This window comes from uncultured Bacteroides sp. (assembly GCF_910578895.1).
In the GTDB taxonomy this organism is placed as follows: Bacteria; Bacteroidota; Bacteroidia; order Bacteroidales; family Bacteroidaceae; genus Bacteroides.
Window position 1 is genome coordinate 1 of the sequence record NZ_CAJTSC010000060.1, and the last position, 17,928, is coordinate 17,928.

Genomic DNA, 17,928 nt, shown 5'->3' on the forward strand with positions numbered 1-17,928 from the left:
CCGATGTTCCCACTTAATTGGGAACGTGTTCCCTGCACGTTGGGAACGAATTCCCAATGAGGTGGGAACGCGTTCCCGGTAAGCTGGGAATAAAGTTCCACCATGTAGAAAACGAGTGGCACTCGTATGTTGCTGATAATAAGCGTTTGGAGGGGATGTTCCGCCGGTCTGTTCTTATCCGTTTGTTCTTCACCGGTCCGTTTCCGCTTGTCCGCTCCCGCCTGTCTGTTTGCGCGGTCTCTCCGGTCCTGTCTCCCCGGTATAGCTGTCGGCTTTTGATTCCTGTCCCGAGGGAGGTAGCTCCTTCCAACTCCCTTTAACTCCTTTAAATGAAAAAGCCGTGGGAATTATAGATAAAACTTGGGAAAGGGAAACGCATACAATGTCTTCTTTTTTATGGAATTAAAAATAGTTCGTATCTTTGTACGCAGAAAATACATTTGAATCATGAATATAGAACAGAAATTGGCAACGTCCGTAATAAGCGGATTGAAAGCACTGTACGGTCAGGATGTTCCGGCCGCACAGATACAGTTGCAGAAAACCAAGAAAGAATTTGAGGGACACCTCACGTTGGTTGTTTTCCCTTTTCTCCGCATGTCTAAAAAAGGACCGGAGCAGACCGCACAAGAGATTGGCGAATATCTGCAGGCAAACGAGCCTTCGGTTTCGGCATTCAATGTGATTAAAGGTTTTTTGAACCTGACAATCGCTTCCTCGGCATGGATTGAGTTGTTGAACGGGATTCATGCGGATGCGCAGTACGGTATCGTTCCCGCAACCGATGGCTCTCCGTTGGTGATGATTGAGTACTCTTCACCCAATACCAATAAACCGCTCCATTTGGGACATGTTCGTAATAACCTGCTGGGCAACGCATTGGCGAATATCATTGCCGCTAATGGCAACAAGGTGGTAAAGACGAACATCGTGAACGACCGCGGCATTCATATCTGTAAGTCGATGTTGGCTTGGCAGAAGTACGGCAACGGCGAAACTCCTGAGTCTTCCGGCAAGAAAGGCGACCACCTGATAGGAGATTACTATGTGGCTTTCGACAAACATTATAAGGCTGAAGTAAAAGAGCTGACGGCGAAATTTCTGGGTGAAGGCTTGAGCGAGGAAGAAGCTAAAGCCAAGGCGGAAGCCGAATCTCCTTTGATGAAAGAAGCCCGTGAGATGTTGGTGAAGTGGGAAGCCAATGACCCCGAAGTCCGCGCTTTGTGGAAGATGATGAATGACTGGGTATATGCAGGTTTCGATGAGACATACCGCATGATGGGGGTTACTTTCGATAAGATTTATTACGAATCGGAAACCTATCTGGAGGGTAAGGAGAAGGTGATGGAAGGTTTGGAGAAAGGGTTCTTCTATCGCAAGGAAGACGGTTCCGTATGGGCGGACCTGACCGGAGAAGGACTCGACCATAAACTGCTTCTCCGTGCGGACGGAACGTCTGTTTACATGACGCAGGATATAGGTACCGCCAAATTGCGCTTTGCCGATTTCCCTATTGACAAGATGGTATATGTGGTAGGCAATGAACAGAACTATCATTTCCAGGTACTCTCTATTTTGCTTGATAAGTTGGGTTTTGAATGGGGGAAAGGATTGGTTCACTTCTCGTACGGTATGGTGGAGCTGCCCGAAGGCAAAATGAAGAGTCGTGAGGGTACGGTTGTAGATGCTGATGATTTGATGGCCGAAATGATTAATACCGCTAAGGAGACTTCCGGAGAACTGGGTAAGCTGGACGGTCTGACTAAAGCGGAGGCTGATAATATTGCCCGTATTGTCGGTTTGGGTGCCTTGAAATATTTCATATTGAAAGTGGATGCACGCAAGAATATGACGTTCAATCCGAAAGAGTCCATCGACTTCAACGGTAATACGGGACCTTTCATCCAGTATACGTATGCACGTATCCAGTCAGTGCTCCGCAAGGCGAAGGAGGCGGGTATCGCCGTTCCGGCACAACTTCCTTCGGGCATTGAATTGAGTGAGAAGGAAGAGGGGCTGATACAGATGGTTGCGGACTTTGCTGCCATTGTGAAACAGGCGGGTGAGGATTACAGCCCTTCGCTGATTGCCAACTATACTTACGATCTTGTGAAAGAATACAATCAGTTCTACCATGATTTCAGCATATTGCGCGAGGAAAACGAGGCGGTGAAGATATTCCGCCTTGCCCTGTCCGAGAATGTGGCTAAAGTAGTACGTTTGGGAATGGGATTGCTCGGCATTGAGGTGCCCGACAGAATGTAACCGGTTATTCTTAAATAGCAATATAAAATGGGGGTGTGTCAAAGTTCTTTTTGACACACCCCTATGTTTTGTCAAGGTCTTCTCTTGTAAAGTTATACAGGAATATACGGATTACAAGAGCCTGTTTAAATTTGTTTTTGCTCTACAGGCAGTACCTTTTATAGGTACTGATGATATATAAACAGGCTTTCAATATCTGTTCATATCTTTACTTGAACAGTAATTGTGCCATGTGATACAAACTTCTCCGCCAGGTGAGGAACTCGTGTGCAGTGTCGGGAGAAACAAAAGAGGTTGCATTGAAACCGGCAGCCTTGAGGTCTTCTACTGCTTTGATTACTCCGTTCGGATTTTCTTTGCTGCCACAACTGATAAAGATGTTTGCTACCTGATTTTTGTCTTTTATGTCACTTGGCGCATAGACACCGCCGCTCAACAACCCGTAGTAATTGAATGTTTCGGGACGGCGCAGGGTTATCAGTTTGGTTTCAAAACCTCCCATGGAGAGTCCGGCCATGGCACGGTGTTTCTTGTCGGCGAGCGTGCGGAAGTTACTGTCAATGTAAGGTATCAGTTCGTCCACCAGTACTGTTTCGAACTCCTTGGCTGTAAATTTGTTGATATGTCCGTATTTTACGTCATTCGTCATACCGTATGTCATTACGATGATAAAGGGCTTGATTTTCCCTTCGGCAATCAGGTTGTCCATAATCAGGTTTGCATGTCCTTGATTGGACCAGGCGGTTTCGTCTTCTCCCCAGCCGTGTTGCAAGTAGAGAACCGGATATTTCTTTTTGTCTTTGCCGTAAGTGGGTGGGGTGTAGACAAATGCACGACGGTGGGTGTTGGTGCTCTTTGAGTAGAAGTAAACTTGTTGCACATTGCCGTGGGGCACTTCTTTCATGGCATAGAAATCAGCGTCGTGAGCAGGGATTTCAATGCCGCTTTCCCAGCGGCAAGAGCCGTAATAGTTCTTTGTTCCCGGATCGTTGAACACGCCGCCGTCAATGGTGAGGTGGTAGTAATGGAAGCCTTCGTCCATGGGGCCATCTGTCGTGCCTGTCCATACACCTTCTTTATCCTTGCGGAGAACCGTGCCGCCACGACCGCCCAAACCGAGGCTGACGATGACCGATTTGGCTTGAGGGGCAACTATGCGGAAACGGGCATATCCTTGTGAGTTGACCATAGGATATTGTTGTCCGGGCTGATTGAGTGAGGATGGACGGAAGTCTTCTTTCACCACTGCATTGTCCGCCGCAGGATTGAAGTCTTTGATAAGGCTGTAAACGCGTTTCGGCTTGTAGTTTTCATCGTAGGGCAACGGATAGTTGCGTACGCCTACCCATGAGTCGCGGTCGGAAAGGTTCCAGAATGTGACATTGTCCACTACATCCTTATGTTTACGGAGAACCTTGAAAAGACGCGTGTATTGATCTTCCTGAAGCAATTTTACTGTTTGGCTGATATCGCCGGCTTCACGGCTGAAGTTGAGTTGTCCTCCCATTTCCTCATTAGCGCGGATGTCCAGCTCGGTAATATGGATGTGTTTCACTATGGTAGCGTATTTTGTCAAGGCGGCATCCACATCCTCTATGCTTGGGCCATAAATGTTGTAATGTCCCTGCATGCCGATACCGTCAATAGGTATGCCTTCTTCCTTCATGGATTTTACCATATTATAAATGCGGTCGCGCTTTTGAGGGATGACGGCATTGTAATCATTGTAGAAAAGGAGTGCGTTGGGGTCTGCCTCGCGGGCGTAAATAAAGGCTTTTTTGATGAACTCATCTCCTGCTATCTGATAGAGTGGTGAGTTCCGGTAAGGGCTTGCTTTTTCTCCCATGCCCGGTCGGTTGCCATCGGAAATCGCTTCGTTTACCACATCCCAAGCATATACCACATCCTTGTAGCGTTCCATAATGGCGGTGATGTGGTGCTTCATGTTTTGGAACAATTTCTCTTTGGATACAAGATTGCCTTTTTCATCCTGATACATCCATTGGCCAATCTGCGCATGCCATATCAGGCAGTGTCCACGCAGTTTGATTCCGTTGTTGCGGCAGAAGTTGGCGATTTTGTCGGCATTTTCCCAGTTGAATTGTCCATAAGCAGGTTCGGTAGGTTGCGGCTTCATATCGTTTTCTGCCGTAATGCTGTTGAAATCTTTTTTGATAATGGCAATCTGTTCAGGGTTGGTGATGTTCTGCATATTGACAGCCACACCGATAGAGAAGTAATCTTTGTAGGCATCCTTTAATCCTGTTTCACCGTTTTGGGCAAATCCGGTATTTACAGTCATGGCAAAAGCCAATGCACAAAGAGGAAATTTGAGTAAATGTTTCATGTGATAATAAATTAAAGGTTTTTATTTTAAAACTATCACAAAATAATGCCTTTTCGTAGAAAGAAAGGGCATACTCATGTTACATGTTCTTTCCTGTATGATACATGCTTCAATAAAATGAGGAAAAAAGCAGAATTCCGGACGTGGCGGTGTATTTTATCGGGGGGCAATATATAACAAAAGTTGTGTCGGGGTTTTGACACAACTTTTGTTCTTCTTATAGCATTATCATTTTTTCTTCTTGGCATATTTGCCGCGTTTGGCTTTCGGTGCATCCGGATCACTTTGCAATTTGATGATTTCCCTGCATGCAGCCAGATTCAAATCTTGCGGGATAATATCTTTCGGAATCTTATAGTTATTGCCTTTATAGGAAATATAGGGTCCGTAGCGACCGTTCAATATTTCCAGTTCCGGGTCTTCGTCAAATTTCTTAAGATGTTTTTGGGCTTCGGCATCTTTTTTGTTTTGGATAAGCCGGATTGCTTCGTCCAATGTAACTTCCATGGGATCTATTGTTTTCGGGAGTGAGGTGTACATTCCGTTGTTATACACGTAGGGACCGAAACGACCTGTTCCTACTGTCACTGTCTTGCCCTCGTATTCTCCTAAGGTACGGGGCAGTTTAAACAGTTCCAATGCTTCTTCCAGTGTTATCGTTTCAATGGACATCTCTTTTTTGAGCTGGGCAAAACGAGGTTTCTCACTGTCACCCGCCGTACCAATCTGTACAACAGGTCCGAAACGGCCGATTTTTACAGATACCTGTTTGCCACTGCCCGGTTCTTCACCCAAGACGCGTTCTCCGGCTTTGTGGGCATTCTTGGTAGCAAGCGTGCTCTCTACAGAGGGGTGGAAGTCCTTATAGAAATCATTCAGGATAGCCGTCCACTTCTTTTCTCCCTCGGCTATTTCGTCGAATTGCTTTTCAACGCTGGCAGTAAAGTTATAGTTAAGGATGTTTGGGAAATATTCCATTAAGAAGTCGTTGACCACAGTACCTATATCGGTAGGTATCAGTTTGGCTTTCTCGGCTCCTGTAATTTCGGTTTGGATGACATCCGCAATCTTGCTTTCCTGCAATGAAAGTATGTTGTAAGTACGTTCTTCTCCGGCTTTTTCTCCTTTTTCCACGTAACCGCGTTGCTGTATGGTAGAAATAGTGGGAGCGTATGTGGAAGGACGCCCGATGCCCAGTTCTTCCAGTTTGCGTACAAGGCTGGCTTCTGTGTAACGGGAAGGGTGCTGGGTGAAACGCTCCATGGCAAGAATGGTCTGGTATTGCAGAACCTGTCCTTTCTTTAAGGGTGGCAACAGGCGGGTCTCATCTTCTTGCTCTGCGTCATCATCAATCGATTCGCGGTATACATGGAGGAAACCGTCGAATTTTACCACTTCTCCTGTTGCATTGAACGTGTCTGTCTCATTGCTGATATTGATGCTGACGGTCGTTTTTTCAACTTCCGCATCTGCCATCTGAGAGGCTATTGTGCGCTTCCATATCAAGTCGTACAGTTTTCTTTCCTGTGGAGTACCTTCTATCTTGGCATTTTCCATGTAGGTAGGACGAATGGCCTCGTGGGCTTCCTGTGCACCTTTGGTCTTTGTTGCGAAATGGCGCGGGTGTACGTAACGCTCTCCCATCATGCCGGCAATGACCTCTTTGCTGCTGTTTACAGCCAGTTCGGACAGATTGACGGAGTCGGTACGCATATAGGTAATCTTTCCCGATTCGTACAACCGTTGGGCAATCATCATGGTCTGTGCCACTGTAAACCCAAGTTTGCGGGCAGCTTCTTGTTGCAAGGTAGACGTTGTAAAAGGAGCTGAAGGGGTCTTCTTCAACGGACGGGTGGAAATATCACTGATAGTGAAAGTAGCCGATTGGCAACTTTCCAGGAATTTTTGAGCTTCGGCTTTTGTTTTGATGCGGCGCGCCAGTTCGGCTTTCATCTCGACTAACTTGCCTTCGGCATCAGGTACGAGGAATACGGCGGTGACCCGGTATGACGCTTCCGATTGAAAAACCTGTATCTCGCGCTCGCGCTCCACGATAAGGCGGACGGCGACCGATTGGACACGGCCGGCAGAAAGCGCGGGTTTCACCTTCTTCCACAGCACGGGTGAAAGTTCAAAACCTACGATACGGTCCAAAATGCGGCGTGCTTGCTGCGCGTCTACCAGGTTGATGTCAATATTCCGTGGCTGTTCGATAGCCTTCAGAATGGCGCTTTGGGTGATTTCATGGAAAACGATACGCTTGGTATGTTCCGGTTGTAGTTTCAATACTTCGTACAAATGCCATGCAATTGCTTCTCCCTCGCGGTCCTCATCGGATGCCAACCATACGGTTTCCGCTTCTTTGGCTTCGGCTTTCAGTTCTTCTACAACCTTTTTCTTATCTCCCGGAATTTCATAATGCGGTTTGAAATCTTTATCAATATCAATACTGAACTCTTTTTTCTTCAAATCGCGTATATGACCATAACTGGAAAGGACTTTATAATCCTTTCCGAGGAACTTTTCAATGGTTTTCGCTTTTGCCGGAGACTCGACGATGACAAGGTTTTTCTGCATAAATTTCTGTTTAATAGTGGTTACAGCCACTAATTTGCCCGCAAAAGTAGGAAAAAACAAACTTTCCACCTTATAATATAAGGAGAATTTAGCAAAAATGACCTTTTTTACTCGTAATGTCTTTTGTCTTGCCTGTTAGAATTTAAAGCTTACCCCACCGATAAAGTTGATGCCTTCGGCCGGGTATCCCCAATAATATTGATAATTTCGGTTTAATAAATTGTCTATGCGGGCATAAACGGATATTCCTCTTAAAAACTCGTAGCTGCCGCCTAAATAGAGGTTATTGACTGCATCAACTTTGCCCCACTCCACCTTCTCGCGCGAAATATGCCGGTAGCCAAGGTTAAGAAGCAAGTCTGATATAGGGCGCACGTCCATGTGCAGGTTGGCTTCGAATGCCGGTTTGTAGGCAAGTACCCAATCTTTGATGTCGGACTGGCTGTCTGCCTTCGCGCTCCAGTTGCGGTAAATTCCGGCTATGGCGAATGACAGTATGTTTTTATAGTCGTAACGTATCTCTGCACCGGCATGCAGGTTGTTTGTATTCCATTGGTCGATGGAAAGCATCGGGTAATACTCGTTGCCGTCAATGTCTGCCGGTTGGAGGAAAGACACATTATTCAAAAACAAATCATCCTTTAAGTTTTGGTATCCGGCGTACAGGTTCAACCATAATCCGGTTGCCGGACTGGCTTTGAAGCCGATGGCGGCATTTACCTGTTCGTAAGTGGCATCCAATTGCGGCATGATTTGTCCATACGGGCAGAATGCCTCCAAACGGCGGAAATCATTTTGCAATCTTCCGCCTTTTGCCTGTGCATAGAGGACATAGCTGTCCGAGAAGTTATATTCTGCTGCCACATCAGGTGCTGCCCGGAACTTCTTGCCAAAACCGAAGGCCATATCCACCCGGGCGCCGATATGTATTTTCCAGTCATCGTTTTCCAAACGGTAATACGGGTTCAGGTCGAGTGATGTATGGTTTTCAAAATTATTGTTCTTGTACAGCACATTGTCCATTGCAAAACCGATGCCGACAGTCTGTTCGTCCGATATGCTTCCTGCTACCTGTGCTTTGGTACGGATAATATTTTCCCGGTTGTCGAATGAACTGAAATCATATTGGCGCTCATAAAGCATCAGGTTTGTTTCCGCGCTGAACCGGAAGGGCAGTTCCATAGCGGTGGATTTCACTCCGAAATGAATGTCGCCGGAAGTGAACTTTTGTTTTCTGGCGCTTACGCCGGGCAGGAAGTTGAAGTTGCTCAATCCGAAGTTTCCTGCAATATCCAGGTCTACTTTCTTGAAACGGTGCAAATAACCGATGTCGGCATGAGTGCGATAGTAATACGAGTTCCATTTGCCATCATTTTCGGGTAGGTTGAGCTTGCCGTCCCTGCCGTCCAAATGGAAATCCAGATTGATACGGTCTCTGTCGGATAGCGTAAACAGGTAGCTGGCACGTGCATCCAGATTTCCGTAATTGCCATATCCTAAACTGACGTATCCGGGTTGTGCCTTGGCTTGCGTCTCTTTGCCGGTATACGCCTGCATGACGGTTGCCGGAATGGAGTTGGCAGGCATGAGGGTGGCATCGTATTCCACGGTCCTTTTAGTGGCTGTCGGCGGTTCTATTTTCGGGAGTACGTTGATTTTGGATGCGTCCAGAATGTCGGGATTGTATTCCTGTTCCACAACAACCGTCCGGTTTACGGTGGAGTCTTGGGGTTGCTGCTGGGCATGGATGCCTAAAGGCAGGACCATCAGCGTTATTCCGCTGAGGATATATGGTATCTTTCTCATATTCATTATATTCTTTTATTTCAGCTTTTCCAATCTTTCTTGAATCATGCTTTCGATATTGTCATCAGCATGATAGTTTTGTTGCAGGCTCAGCAGGTATTGGCGTGCATCCAGTTTCTTGTCCATAGCGACATATACGTCGGACAGCAGGATGAAACTGCGCGCCAGCCAATAGGCGTGCGGTGTGCTTTGGTCGATGAAGTCCAGCACCTCTTTTTCGGCGGCAGCATAGTCGCCTGTGTCGTACATCAGCTGTGCTATCAGGTATTTGGCTTCCGCACCGTATAATGTACGGGTGTCTTTTGCTAAAACGGTAAGATCATCCGTGGCTTTTTTCACCGCTTTTTGGTTCAGGTAAGCTTTGGCGCGATGGTACAGGGCTTCGTTTTGTAATTCCGGAGCCAGTTTGGCTTCGGCGAGTAAAGCGGTTGCGGCCTGTATCACTTCTATGTCGTCCTTCAACAATGTGCCGCATCGCAATATCCCCGTGGCGCCCAGTTGACGGCGCTCGGCAGTTGTGGCGCGTGCTTGCAGCTGCTTGTAGTCCGCCAAAGCCTGTTCGTATTCCTGGCGGTTGAACAGGATTTCCCCATGCATCAGCAAGGCTTCTTCCGAATACGGGCTGTCCGGATATTCCAGCAGTTTGCCGGTATGCTCCAATACGGCGGGCTCGTCTTTTTGTTCTTTTCCGATGAGGCTCAGGTAATAATGCGCATTCAGGCTGAAAGCTCCGTTCGGATAACTTTGCAGATAGCGGATGAAACTTTCCCTTGCAGGAGTGATTTCCCCTTTCATATACACTTTTTCTGCGGCAATATAAGTCAGAGAGTCTTGCTCGCTGGGCTCAAAGCGGATGCTGCCCGGCATTTGGGCGGCAAGCGCGGCAAACTCATCCACGCGGTTGGCTTCCACATAAATGGATTTCAAGTCGCGCATGGCAAGACGCGCCTCTTCGCTGCCCGGATATTTGGTTATAACGTATTTATAGGCTTCAATGGCGTGGTTGTAATCATCGTTCTGATAATACAGCAGACCGATTTCCGTGGCAGCCTTGCGGCTGATGGGGCTTTCGGGATACTTGCCCAGCAATTCCCGGAAAGTAGCGATTGCTTGATTGCTGTTACGGTTTTGCACATAAGAGCGGCCTTTCTCGTAGAGTGCGTTGACAGCGTAGGGAGAATTGGGATATTTGCTTGCCAGCTGATTCAGCAAAGCGATTTTCTCGTCATAATTTTTTTGCAGACCCGATACCAAAGCCAGCTGATAGTAAGAGTAGTCACCGGCAGGTGTGCCTAAGTTTTCTGCCCGGGTGTAGTACTGTTTGGCTTCGTCAAAGCGGCGGACATGCAAGTGGCAGTCGCCAATACGGTTGTACGCGTCGGCAAGGACGGTGGCTTCCCCGTTCTTTTGCAATTGGATGAATTTCAGGAAACGGTTTTGTGCCGTTGCATAATCCTTCTTGTGGAAAGCTATGTATGCCAGGTTGTAGTAGGCAAGGGCATACATTTCCGTATTCTTCTGCGGAGTGATGGAGAGGTAATCGTTAAAATTGCGGGCGGCTTCCTGCATGCGGTTCAGCCGGTAGTAAGACTCACCTCGCCAATATAGGGCATCGGCCTTGGTTTGCAGATTGTATTGTCCTAAGGCGATACTTTGGCTGAAATGATTGATTGCCTGCTCAAACTGCGTGTTGGCAAATGATTGGGCGCCCAGTTGGAACAGGATTTTCTGCTTGGCTTCCAAGATTGCCTTGCCGGGATGTGCAATGCGTTCGATGGATTTGAGTGCGGCATCATAGCTGCGGGTATTCATGTACACTTCTACAAGATAGCTGCTTACTTGGTCGGTGTATGCGGAATTGGGAAACTCGTTCAGGAAGTTTTCGAAGACCGTAACCGACTCGCCAAAAGCGGAGTAAGCCGTTTCATGGATGCAGAGTGCGTAGTTGTAGGCCGCCTGCTCCTTTATCTTCAAATCGGCATCGGACGTGGCTGCCTGTTCAAAAGCCATACGTGCCTTGTTCTTGTCGGCAAGTTGCAGGTATGCCAATCCCATGTGCAGGTAGGCGTTTTGGGCAAGCGCGTCTTTGGCGGTGGTCACCTCACCCAGGACAACGGGGACTTGCGAATAGACTCCCGTCCGGTAGTAGGACATTCCCAACATGTAGAGCGCGTCTCTTCTCCGGACAGGTTCCGCATTTTCTTTCAGATAGCGGTTGAAGGCTTTCACTGCCTCCTGATATCTGCCGAAACGGTAATCCGCCGTACCTTGTATGCGGTGCATCTCTCCTGTATATTTCTGGTTGGGATAGGCGGACAGGTAGTTTTGCGCAACTATCTCGGCTTTGTCATGATTATTTATAGCCAGGTATATTTCCGCAATATAATAAGGTACGAGCATCTTGTACTTTGCATTGTCCTGTAAACTGAGGAAACCGCTAAGCGCATCGTCATACCGCTGTTGGGAATAACGGATATACGAGAGGTAGTACGTACAGTCTGCCGCATACTTGGAGCCGGTGTTGCGTAATGTCTCGAACCAGATGGCGGCTTCTTTTACATTTCCGGTTTTCAAGTAGCAGGTTGCCAGGCGGTAGGTCATGTCATCCCGTTCTTCGTCACCCAAAAGGTCAAGGCGGGCTGAGTTGAACATTGCCAGCGCATCGTCATATTTTTCTTCGAAGAAGTAGGCGGATGCTATGAGTGCGTAAATGCGGTTGGCATGGGGAGTGTCGGGATGCGTATCAAGATAACCCCGGAGCAGTTCTATGCTGTTGGGACTTCTCAGTTCGTATTCGGCGCATACCAACATGTATTCGGCTTCTTCCCTGTCTCCGATAGCGGACAACGGACTCCCTTCCGCATCGATTTGTTTCACAAAAGCTTGCAACGGAGACATGGCCGCTGCAAAAGCCTTTTGACGGAACAGATGCCGCCCTTCTTCATACAGCTGTTGCGGGGATGTGATTTTTTCGTTCGTTTGTGCGGCGACAAGCAAAGGTGCGCAACAAAGCGCGGTGCATAATATGCGGTAGATTTTATGTTTCATTTTCAATGATTAGAATAGATTCTTTTACAAAAATACAGGTTTTGGTTTGAAAATGTTCTGATTGTTTGTTTTTTTTAGGATATAGTTGCGGCTCTATCGTTTAAAACTATCCGTTTGCGGGATGTATGGATGCTTGGAACCGTGGAGCATATCTGCCAGGAACATTTGCACACCTTTACGGATGGATGCCAGCCCGAAGTCTTCCGGACGTATGTCTTTTAGCGGAAGAAAGAACACTTCCGCCGCATCGTCCATTGCTTTAAAGTGCAGGGTATCGGTTACGGCGCAACGGAAAAACATATCCAGCGTATGTACGGGAAATCCCGAATAGACATAAATATTTGGCAATGAAAACAGGTATTCGGTTGCTGCCACTGTCATGCCTGTCTCTTCCTTCACTTCGCGTGCCACACCTTCTTCGCCGGTTTCCGCCATGTCGATGAAGCCGCCCGGCAGGTCCAGTGTTCCTTTTGCCGGTTCTTTGGCGCGGCGGCACACCAACAGTTCGTTTTGTTCGTTCACAATCAGGGCAACAGTGGCGGAGGAGGGGTTGAAATAATAGGTAAAGCCGCAATCTTTGCACAGCTTTGATTTCTCATCATGAATTTCAAAATGTTCCGAGCCGCATTTCGGGCAATATCTGAATTGGGAGAGGGGATGTTCCATTTTCTTATAACTTTAGTGGTTGCGATAGGCAAAGATAGTAAATAATCCTACACGGGAGATTGAAAAGTCTGCCAATACGCCGGTAAGGTTTTGCCTGTTAAGTGGCAAGAGGGTTTTGACACACTCTCATCGTGATTGCATAGGAAAGGTTGCAAGTGTGTCATCAGTGCCTGAAAAGTGTGGTTACGTGAGTTTTTTGAAGAAAATTTAAACAGGCTCTTAACCACGGTCCTTTCATTTACAGGAATTGAAGGGAGTTGTCGCCCTTCTTCCTCTGACTTCTGATGGATTCCGTGAATAAAAGCCCCGTGGCTGACAGCTTCTTTTTCTTCCGGTATTCCCACCTGGTTGGAAACGTGTTCCCTGCATGTTGGGAACGTATTCCCAATCAGGTGGGAACGCGTTCCCGGCAAGCTGGGAATAAAGTTCCACCTTGCAGAAAACGAGTGGCACTCGTATGTTACTGATAATAAGCATTTGGCGGGGATATTTCGCCCGCCTGCTTTTATCCGTTTGTTCTTCTCCGGTCCGTTTCCGTTTGTCCGCTTCCGCCTGCCTGTCTGTGCGGTCTCCGCAGTCGTATTCTTCGGTGTGGTTGTCGGCTTTTGACTCCTATCCCGAAGGGAGATAGCTCCCTTTAGCTCCTGTAAATGAAAAAACTGTGGTTCTTAATGGGTGTTGTTTCGAAATATTATATCTTTCCTCTAAAGAAAAAACATTTTCTTTATCCCGGCGGTGTGAGATTCCTGCGATTTTCATTTATCTTTGCGGTTATAGTGCGAAGTTATTAACTTCGGATGTAACATGGATTAGTCGTTTCATGGAGAATTTTGCCGCCATAGATTTTGAAACAGCCAACGAGCAGTGCACCAGTGTATGCAGTGTTGGTATAGTCATTGTGCGGGACGGAGAGATTGTAGATAAATACTACAGCTTGATTCGTCCGGAACCTGAATATTATACATATTGGAATACCCGTGTGCATGGGCTGACTTTGGCGGATACTGCCCGTGCGCCTATTTTCCCGACCGTATGGCGGGAGATTACTCCCCGGATTGAGGGGCTGACGCTGGTGGCACATAACAAAGCGTTCGATGAGCGTTGCCTGAAAGCGGTATTCCGAACTTATGGCATGGATTATCCGGAGTATGATTTTCGTTGTACTTTGCAGGCGGCACGCCGTGCCGTTAAGGGGCTTCCCAATTATCAGCTGCATACGGTAGCGGCATGGTGCGGTTACCGGTTAGAGCAACATCACCATGCGCTGGCCGATGCGGAAGCCTGTGCCTGGATAGCCAGGCAGATTATTTAGCACATCTGTTTACCGCAGGAACTCGTAATGTCCGGCAGTGCCTTCAAAAGAAAGGATGCCGTCGTCCGAGCGGACTTCCATAGCGGGAATATACACTTTTCCGTCTTTCTTGATTTGCCATGTTCCCGGAACGAGGTCGGTAACGACGAATTTCAGGGTAGCGTTTCCGTCCACTTTCATATCGACCTTGCCGGACAGGGGGCGGCTGTCTTTGCTGAAAGTAACGATTCGGTCGGCTATCTGCACGCCTACCACTCGTTCGGCATCAATGCGTTTCACGTTGTTCATCTGCTTGCAGGTGTTGTCTGCAACCTGCATTACGTTCAAAAAGTAGTTCTCGGCAGCAGGAACTGCGGGAGAAATTTCCACGCGCCATGCTCCCCGTTCGTTGGCGTCGTCGGGGCGGTTGGGCAGCGCGTCATTGGGATAGTTGGTGCCGAACACCCAGAACTCTTTTCCCTTGCCGCCTACCTTTTCTATTTGCGCGTTGTTGGTTTCGGGCAATAATACATGGTTTTGCAACATTCCCGTATCACCGTTTTTGGTGCGCCGGATTGTGAAGCGGTTCCCTTCTATGGCAGGTTCTTCAACGCTGTGCAGCAGCCAGTATTTTTTGAATTGCGGGTCGGAAGATACCACCTTGTCAAAAACGATTAGTGCGGCAGGCACTTCGGAGGCGTGCAGATTTAGGAATACGAAGGAGCGTTTCACCTCTTTTACCTTATCCGTATAGGCTTGCGTGATGTCTCCTTTCAGATAAGAGTAGTCGGGCTTATGGGCATCGGGACCGAAGCCGTGTGCCAGTGTCCTGCCCGTGGTGTAATCTTTGCTTAACAGTTGTTTGAACGAACGGCAGGTTTCCCAACGGTCGCCGGGCATGCGTTGACCGCCGTCATTGGCGGCAAATTCGGTTTTTCCGCCTCCGCCGTAGTTCCAGCAGGCGAATTTTTCGTCGGGATTGTATATCAGTAACGAGTTATGTGCGATGGTACGTTTGAAGAAATTCTTGTTGTGCGGGCTGTTGTATCCGCCGGAACTTCCTTGATAGGCTCCCGCGTCAATGGCAAGAGGACCTCTGTAATAGAGTTGGAAAGAGCCGCCGTCCATGTGTTGATGGTTGCCGACAAACTGCTCGTTTATTTTCATTTCGGCAATCACGCTGTTCTTGTCCCATGCCGTGCGGGCTATCATCCAACCGAACGGAGTGCCTGAGTAGCGCGTCAGCGGCAGGTCGTCGGGGGCTTTGGCCTTCAGTTCGAAATCTCTCCACAGGATGTCGAAGATAAGGCAATGGCGTTCGATGTTGGGCTTGCGTTCGTACTCGTATGCCAAGTAGCTGTCTTTGTAGAAACTGGATGCAAGCATGGCGGGCAGCGAATAGGACGGCATGTTTTTCCTGATAGGATTGGTGTCTCCTGCCGGCATTACCTGTCCGTCGGGACGGCGGCGATAGATGAAGTCATACAGGACAAACTGCTGTGCCGGGTCGTATATGGCTCCTGCGCCCATGCGTTGCAGAATCCAAAGTGAAAAAAGGTCATTGCTGAAGCGTACGTTTGCGTAGCTTGTCCCCTGATGGTAGTTGTGTCCGGAATAAATATAGTTTCTTACGGGGAGGTAATCTTTGAACATCATCTTTATCACATGGTTGTACATGTCCGGATATTCATCGTAGATGGCTATGCCGGCAGACAACATGTCACGCAATATCATCCACTCGCTGGAGTGTCCGGCAATCGGTTCGTTGTTGCGTGGCGGGTAACCGCATTCCATCGTTTTGGCTATGCGGATAAAGGACTCTATATAAGCCTTTTTTTCAGATTCCTTCATCTGGTCGTAGCACCAGTCGTATACGATGGCGCCGCAGGTCAGCATCACACCGCTGGCGCGGGACAAATCTCCTTTTGTGCCGTAGTTGACGTTCCGGAGCGTGTCAAGCATGGCGGTGATGGCGCTTCGGGCTTGTTTCTTGTCGCCATATACAAGGTAGTCGAGCGCTTGTACCTGTACGCGGCTGGTCACACCGCGCATCTCGAAGTAGTAACGGAAGCCTCTGTCCTTGACTTTGGCTTCTTCTTCGGGTGTGCGGTCCTTGCCTAATTTGTTCAGCGTGGCAATGACTTCCTTTACGTGCGGATGATTCATCCGTTTCTTTAAATCCGGCAGATTGGCGGAACGTACATAGAGCCGTGGATGTACTTGTGGCGGAATGGGCACTGTGACGTCTTCCATCTTTTCCCAGGTAACTTCCCGTCTGGTTTGCTGGGCATTGCTTTTCAGGCAGAAGATACAAAGCAGAAGGCCCGTGATAAATAGGATACTTTTTTTCATGTGTTATAGATTAGTAAAATGATTATGTCGGTTTTCCGGGTGGTAATCCTACGTTTTCCGAGTGTAAATTAAAACATTAAATTTTTTATTTAAACAGTGATGTGTTGATAAAATAAGGGTGATGTCGTATTTTTCAACATCTGTGGTAGTTGGCGAAACAATATTAGGAGTGGTTGTGGCAAGAAACTTTTTTAATTAATGATTTGTTTCTACCTTTGGACATGAAACTCAATTCATTGAATCTGTAGTATGAATATAAAGATGATATCTATGTGCCTGTTATGCGCCGGAACGTTGCTGGCAGGCTGTGCAAGTAACCGCGAAAAGAAAGTTGAAGCTGCCGATAAGACGGAAAAGGCAGGAATGGTAGGAAACGACCGGGACGAGCACGGGTGTATCGCTTCGGCAGGATACACCTGGAGCGAGGTGCAGAAAGATTGCATCCGTCTGTGGGAGAAGGGTGTCCGCTTGAGTGCCGTGGAAGATACGGGGAAGACGTTGTTCCTTGTGTTTAGTCCCGATTCCATGCAAGTGGAGCTGTTCTTTTCCGCAGAGGATGCTCCGAACGAGATTCTTTTCCGTCGCGGCTTGCCTGCCGGCGGATATGCCTGGAATGTTGAGGATGATGATACGAAGAATGTGCGTTTGGAGAATGGGCAATGGACTGTGAGCCAACGTGGAAAGCTTGTTTATAAGCAGGTGGCGGACAAATAGACTGTCGTGATGGGAAACACGTTTAAAAGATGGTTTTTGTCTTTTCTTCATCTGTTTTTTCCTCGTCAGTGCGCCGTGTGTGGCATGCCCTTGCAGGAAGGAGAGGAGGCTATTTGCCTGAAATGCAATATGGATCTGCCCCGTACGAATTATCATCTTCGTGCAGACAATCTGGTGGAACGTATGTTTTGGGGAAAGTTCCCTTTAGGGCGTGCCGCTTCTTATTTCTTTTATCATAAAGGCAGTGATTACTGTCACATCCTGCATCAGTTGAAATATGGCGGTCGTAAGGATTTGGGGGAGACAATGGGACGCTTTATGGCGGCGGAATTGGCTGTTTCGGGATTCTTTCATGAAGTAGATGTCATGATTCCCGTCCCTTTGCATCCCCGCAAACAACAAATGCGCAGGTATAACCAAAGTGAGTGTATAGCTCAAGGCATTGCGGCGGTCACGGGCATTCCTTTGGATGTTTCTTCGGTGGTGCGGAAAAAGCATACGGAGACGCAGACAAGAAAATCTGCCTATGAACGTTGGGAGAATGTGGACGGCATCTTTCATCTGCTCTATCCCGAACGTTTTGTCGGGAAACATATTTTGCTGGTGGATGATGTGCTTACCACAGGAGCCACCACCACGGCATGTGCCGATGCGTTCCGGGATGTGGCAGGCATACGGATTAGCGTGCTGACGCTTGCTGTAGCAAATGATTGATAAATCCCTCCCCAAGTATTCAAACTGAGCCGAACTGACCCGTATTAACATAACATATCCACAGGGTTTTCGGGGTTCAGTTTGAAAACTTGTGGGAATTAGTTAAAACCCCTATCTTTGGTGTATGAAACATAAACTTCCCAACTCC

At 47.8% G+C, this 17,928-nt stretch carries 12 protein-coding genes; 6 read left to right on the forward strand and 6 right to left on the reverse strand.

Annotation, left to right across the window (positions count from 1 at the left end):
• Positions 1 to 56: 56 nt before the first annotated feature.
• Positions 57 to 320: a hypothetical protein gene (locus QZ327_RS12335; RefSeq protein WP_294619715.1), complete on the forward strand. Its 264-nt coding sequence runs from the start codon at positions 57 to 59 to the stop codon at positions 318 to 320.
• A 127-nt stretch (positions 321 to 447) separates the two neighbouring features.
• Complete coding sequence (gene argS, locus QZ327_RS12340) at positions 448 to 2,265, forward strand: arginine--tRNA ligase (RefSeq protein WP_294619717.1); 1,818 nt, start codon at positions 448 to 450, stop codon at positions 2,263 to 2,265.
• Positions 2,266 to 2,473: 208 nt separating this feature from the next.
• Here argS and xyn10D/fae1 read toward each other — a convergent pair whose 3' ends face one another.
• The 5 genes from xyn10D/fae1 to QZ327_RS12365 all read right to left on the reverse strand — a co-directional run bounded on the left by xyn10D/fae1 (position 2,474) and on the right by QZ327_RS12365 (position 12,709).
• A complete protein-coding gene (xyn10D/fae1, locus tag QZ327_RS12345) occupies positions 2,474 to 4,612 on the reverse strand; it encodes a bifunctional endo-1,4-beta-xylanase/feruloyl esterase (protein ID WP_294619719.1) in 2,139 nt (712 codons plus the stop codon).
• 228 nt (positions 4,613 to 4,840) lie between these two features.
• Positions 4,841 to 7,189 (reverse strand): type I DNA topoisomerase, encoded by a 2,349-nt coding sequence (gene topA / locus QZ327_RS12350; RefSeq protein WP_294619721.1) that lies wholly within the window; start codon positions 7,187 to 7,189, stop codon positions 4,841 to 4,843.
• 135 nt (positions 7,190 to 7,324) lie between these two features.
• Positions 7,325 to 9,001 (reverse strand): TonB-dependent receptor, encoded by a 1,677-nt coding sequence (locus QZ327_RS12355; RefSeq protein ID WP_294619723.1) that lies wholly within the window; start codon positions 8,999 to 9,001, stop codon positions 7,325 to 7,327.
• 9 nt (positions 9,002 to 9,010) lie between these two features.
• Positions 9,011 to 12,043, reverse strand: a complete 3,033-nt coding sequence (locus tag QZ327_RS12360; protein ID WP_294619725.1) for a tetratricopeptide repeat protein — start codon at positions 12,041 to 12,043, stop codon at positions 9,011 to 9,013.
• A gap of 93 nt (positions 12,044 to 12,136) precedes the next feature.
• Positions 12,137 to 12,709, reverse strand: a complete 573-nt coding sequence (locus QZ327_RS12365) for an NUDIX domain-containing protein (RefSeq protein ID WP_294619727.1) — start codon at positions 12,707 to 12,709, stop codon at positions 12,137 to 12,139.
• A gap of 457 nt (positions 12,710 to 13,166) precedes the next feature.
• Here QZ327_RS12365 and QZ327_RS12370 point away from each other — a divergent pair, with 457 nt between their 5' ends.
• Together QZ327_RS12370 and QZ327_RS12375 are read left to right on the forward strand one after the other, a co-directional pair.
• A complete protein-coding gene (locus tag QZ327_RS12370) occupies positions 13,167 to 13,340 on the forward strand; it encodes a hypothetical protein (protein WP_294619729.1) in 174 nt (57 codons plus the stop codon).
• Between the two features lie 189 nt (positions 13,341 to 13,529).
• Complete coding sequence (locus QZ327_RS12375) at positions 13,530 to 14,021, forward strand: 3'-5' exonuclease (RefSeq protein WP_294619731.1); 492 nt, start codon at positions 13,530 to 13,532, stop codon at positions 14,019 to 14,021.
• 9 nt (positions 14,022 to 14,030) lie between these two features.
• Here QZ327_RS12375 and hepB read toward each other — a convergent pair whose 3' ends face one another.
• Positions 14,031 to 16,352: a heparin/heparin-sulfate lyase HepB gene (gene hepB, locus QZ327_RS12380; protein ID WP_294619733.1), complete on the reverse strand. Its 2,322-nt coding sequence runs from the start codon at positions 16,350 to 16,352 to the stop codon at positions 14,031 to 14,033.
• A 249-nt stretch (positions 16,353 to 16,601) separates the two neighbouring features.
• On the opposite strand from hepB, the gene QZ327_RS12385 reads away from it, so the two are divergent.
• Positions 16,602 to 17,066, forward strand: coding sequence for a hypothetical protein (locus QZ327_RS12385; protein ID WP_294619735.1), 465 nt, complete (start codon positions 16,602 to 16,604; stop codon positions 17,064 to 17,066).
• Between the two features lie 9 nt (positions 17,067 to 17,075).
• A complete protein-coding gene (locus tag QZ327_RS12390; RefSeq protein WP_294619737.1) occupies positions 17,076 to 17,780 on the forward strand; it encodes a ComF family protein in 705 nt (234 codons plus the stop codon).
• The last annotated feature ends 148 nt before the right edge of the window (positions 17,781 to 17,928 follow it).

Bases quoted from the DNA above. Each gene is read 5' to 3' on its own strand.
- QZ327_RS12335 (WP_294619715.1), top strand. From the start codon at position 57: ATGAGGTGGGAACGCGTTCCCGGTAAGCTGGGAATAAAGTTCCACCAT.
- argS (WP_294619717.1), top strand. From the start codon at position 448: ATGAATATAGAACAGAAATTGGCAACGTCCGTAATAAGCGGATTGAAA.
- xyn10D/fae1 (WP_294619719.1), bottom strand. From the start codon at position 4,612: ATGAAACATTTACTCAAATTTCCTCTTTGTGCATTGGCTTTTGCCATG.
- topA (WP_294619721.1), bottom strand. From the start codon at position 7,189: ATGCAGAAAAACCTTGTCATCGTCGAGTCTCCGGCAAAAGCGAAAACC.
- QZ327_RS12355 (WP_294619723.1), bottom strand. From the start codon at position 9,001: ATGAATATGAGAAAGATACCATATATCCTCAGCGGAATAACGCTGATG.
- QZ327_RS12360 (WP_294619725.1), bottom strand. From the start codon at position 12,043: ATGAAACATAAAATCTACCGCATATTATGCACCGCGCTTTGTTGCGCA.
- QZ327_RS12365 (WP_294619727.1), bottom strand. From the start codon at position 12,709: ATGGAACATCCCCTCTCCCAATTCAGATATTGCCCGAAATGCGGCTCG.
- QZ327_RS12370 (WP_294619729.1), top strand. From the start codon at position 13,167: ATGTTACTGATAATAAGCATTTGGCGGGGATATTTCGCCCGCCTGCTT.
- QZ327_RS12375 (WP_294619731.1), top strand. From the start codon at position 13,530: ATGGAGAATTTTGCCGCCATAGATTTTGAAACAGCCAACGAGCAGTGC.
- hepB (WP_294619733.1), bottom strand. From the start codon at position 16,352: ATGAAAAAAAGTATCCTATTTATCACGGGCCTTCTGCTTTGTATCTTC.
- QZ327_RS12385 (WP_294619735.1), top strand. From the start codon at position 16,602: ATGAATATAAAGATGATATCTATGTGCCTGTTATGCGCCGGAACGTTG.
- QZ327_RS12390 (WP_294619737.1), top strand. From the start codon at position 17,076: ATGGGAAACACGTTTAAAAGATGGTTTTTGTCTTTTCTTCATCTGTTT.